Raw genomic sequence first — 2,754 nt, 5'->3', positions numbered from 1 at the left:
CGCCAGACGCTCTTTGTGCGGTATTGCCTTTTGTCAATTTTTCCGTCACTGCTCTTGCAGCATTTCGTCCAGCAGTTCCGCTGCTGTTTCCACGAACCGCACACAGGGGCGTACCTTGTAATATTGTTCGGTACGCGGCTGCGGGTCTTTCTGGAGTTTCTCCGGCAGGGATCGCAGCAGCTCCCGACAGACCAGCGTGTCATGCTTCTGGCGAAACTGCTCAGCCAGCTGGCGGATACGGGCATAATGAGCCTTTTTTCCGTCGTAATCCGCAGGGTCGTCATATCCCATCAGCATGCCGGCAACCAGAAACATGCCGGTGACAGCACCGCAGGTTTCCCGCAGTCCGCCCATGCCGCCGCCGAAAGAAGATGCCAGCCGCGTCGCTTCTGACAGGGACAGCCCCATTTCCTCATGAAATGCCCCTACGACCGACTGGGCACAGTTATAGCCCTCCCGAAAGAGATCTCTCGCTTTTTCTGCGTGATTCATATGTATACACTTCCTTTGCCCTAGAAAACACTGAAAAAAGCGTTGGCACAGTGTCTGCACCAACGCTTTTCATTATATCACAGTGAAAAGAATTTGTCAATTTTTTGTGGAATTGCTGTCTGCATCAGCGGTTTCTTCTTCTGCTTCTGCCTTTTCCAGAGCCTCATACGCCTGTTCGTAGAAGTATTCCTGTGAATTGATCAGCGGTTCCTGTGCCAGCTCTCTGGTATAGGTGCCGTCCGGCTGCTGTACCCGAGCCTTGACGTTGTCCGTCATCATCACATCGAACATATCCAGAATGCGGTGCTTGATGTCTGCATCATAAATCGGTGCGGCAACTTCCACACGTCGTCTGGTGTTTCGGGTCATCCAGTCCGCAGAGGCAATGTATACCTTGCAGTTTTCGTGTGCCCCGAAGATATAGATGCGGGTGTGCTCCAGAAAACGTCCCACAATGCTGCGAACAGAGATATTTTCTGTCAGTTCCGGAACGCCTGCGATCAGGCAGCTGATGCCGCGAACGATCATTTCGATTTTTACGCCAGCCTGTGAAGCGGCGATCAGTTTTTCGATCAGGTATTTGTCTGTCAGCGAGTTGATCTTGATGCCGATATAGGCAGGCATTCCGGATTTCGCCAGTTCCGTCTGCTCGTCGATCATATCTGCCAGCTTGTTTTGCAGGCACTTCGGTGCTACCAGCAGATGCTCGGTGTGCTCCACAGTCTGTCCCAGACAGAGTGCATGGAATACCCGATTGGCTTCCAGACCGATGTCGTGGTTGGCGGTCATCAGGGAATAGTCTGTGTAAATGGCAGAGGTCTTTTCGTTATAGTTGCCGGTACCCACCTGTGTGATATAGGAAATTTCCGTACCCACTTTTTTGGTGATCAGGCAAAGCTTGCTGTGTACTTTCAGGTTGTCCAGTCCGTAGATGATGCGGCAGCCGGCATCTTCCAGACGGCGGGACCATTCAATGTTGTTTTCCTCGTCGAACCGAGCCCGCAGTTCTACCAGAACCACTACGTCCTTGCCGTTTTCTGCCGCTTCGATCAGGGCTTCTACAATTTTACTGTTGGAAGCAACGCGGTACAGGGTCATTTTAATGGAAACGACCTGCGGATCTCTGCCGGCTTCGTTCAGCAGGGTGAGGAACGGGCGGATGCTTTCGTAGGGGAATGCCAGAAAACGGTCCTGTTCCTCTACTTGTTCGATCATGCGTTTGGATATATCCCGCCATGCCGGCTTCTGCGGAACCCGTCGCTGATAGAACAGGCACTTGTTGTGGCGGAGCATATCCCGTACCACCGACAGTACAGAGAGATTCAGCGGAGCTTCCGAGTAGAATACCTGTTCTTCTGTCAGATTCAGGTAGTTACACAGTGAGTGAATGACAGCAGTGTCCATCAGGCGGGAGAATTCCAGCTTGATCGGGCAAAGCTTTTTCCGGTCACGAATCAACTGTTCCATTGCTTCGCGGTAGTCGCATTCTTCTTCCATGCGTTCGTCCGGTTCAATGTCTGCGTTGCGAATGATCCGGATCAGGGACTTGCTCTTGATAGTGTGGCGGGAGAAAATCTCCGGTGCAAAGTGCAGGATCAGTTCTTCTGACAGAATGAACCGGTTCTTGCCGGTGGGCAGTGAAACGATTTTCGGAAATACGCCGCTGCTGCACGGCACAAGGCCCAGCTTTTCTGTTCCTTTCTTTTCCAGTACCACAACGGCATAGATGTTCTTGTTCTGGAGAAACGGGAAGGGCTGCTTTTTGCCGATGATCTGGGGGGACAGCAGCGGCTCGATCTCTGCCTTGAAATAGGCTTCCAGCCATGCCGCCTCCTCTGTGGTAATGGTGTGGAAATCTACAATGTCCACGCCCTGCATGCTCAGTTCTGCACGCAGGTCGGAATAAGCATCGTCCTTGTCACGGAGCAGTTCCCGCACCCGTGCATAGATCGCAGTCAGCTGTTCCTTACAGGTCATATTGGTTTTGTTTTCGCGAAAGTGGGGGTCTTCGCACATCTGGTCGTACAAAGAACCGCAGCGTACCATGAAAAATTCGTCCAGATTGCTCTGGAAAATGGAGAGAAACGACAGCCGTTCACACAGGGGATTGGCTTCGTCCCTGGCTTCTTCCAATACCCGCTGATTAAATTTCAGCCAGGAAAGTTCTCGATTGTCATAACAGTTTGCGTTCATTACAATCCCTCCGATTGCAGTTATTCAGTAATGTATTAGGGCAATACCGCACAAAGAGCGTCTGGCGAC

At 51.8% G+C, this 2,754-nt stretch carries 2 protein-coding genes; both read right to left on the bottom strand.

All coding sequences use genetic code 11. From position 1 onward, the window contains the following. Positions 1–45 precede the first annotated feature (45 nt). Complete coding sequence (locus tag RUMCAL_RS14020; RefSeq protein ID WP_021683693.1) at positions 46–492, bottom strand: C-GCAxxG-C-C family protein; 447 nt, start codon at positions 490–492, stop codon at positions 46–48. A 96-nt stretch (positions 493–588) separates the two neighbouring features. Further along, positions 589–2,685, bottom strand: a complete 2,097-nt coding sequence (gene ppk1 / locus RUMCAL_RS14015) for a polyphosphate kinase 1 (protein ID WP_021683692.1) — start codon at positions 2,683–2,685, stop codon at positions 589–591. Positions 2,686–2,754 lie beyond the last annotated feature (69 nt).

It is taken from the genome of Ruminococcus callidus ATCC 27760 (assembly GCF_000468015.1).
Classification (GTDB): Bacteria; Bacillota; Clostridia; order Oscillospirales; family Ruminococcaceae; genus Ruminococcus_C; species Ruminococcus_C callidus.
This window is presented reverse-complemented; position numbering and strand designations above follow the sequence as displayed.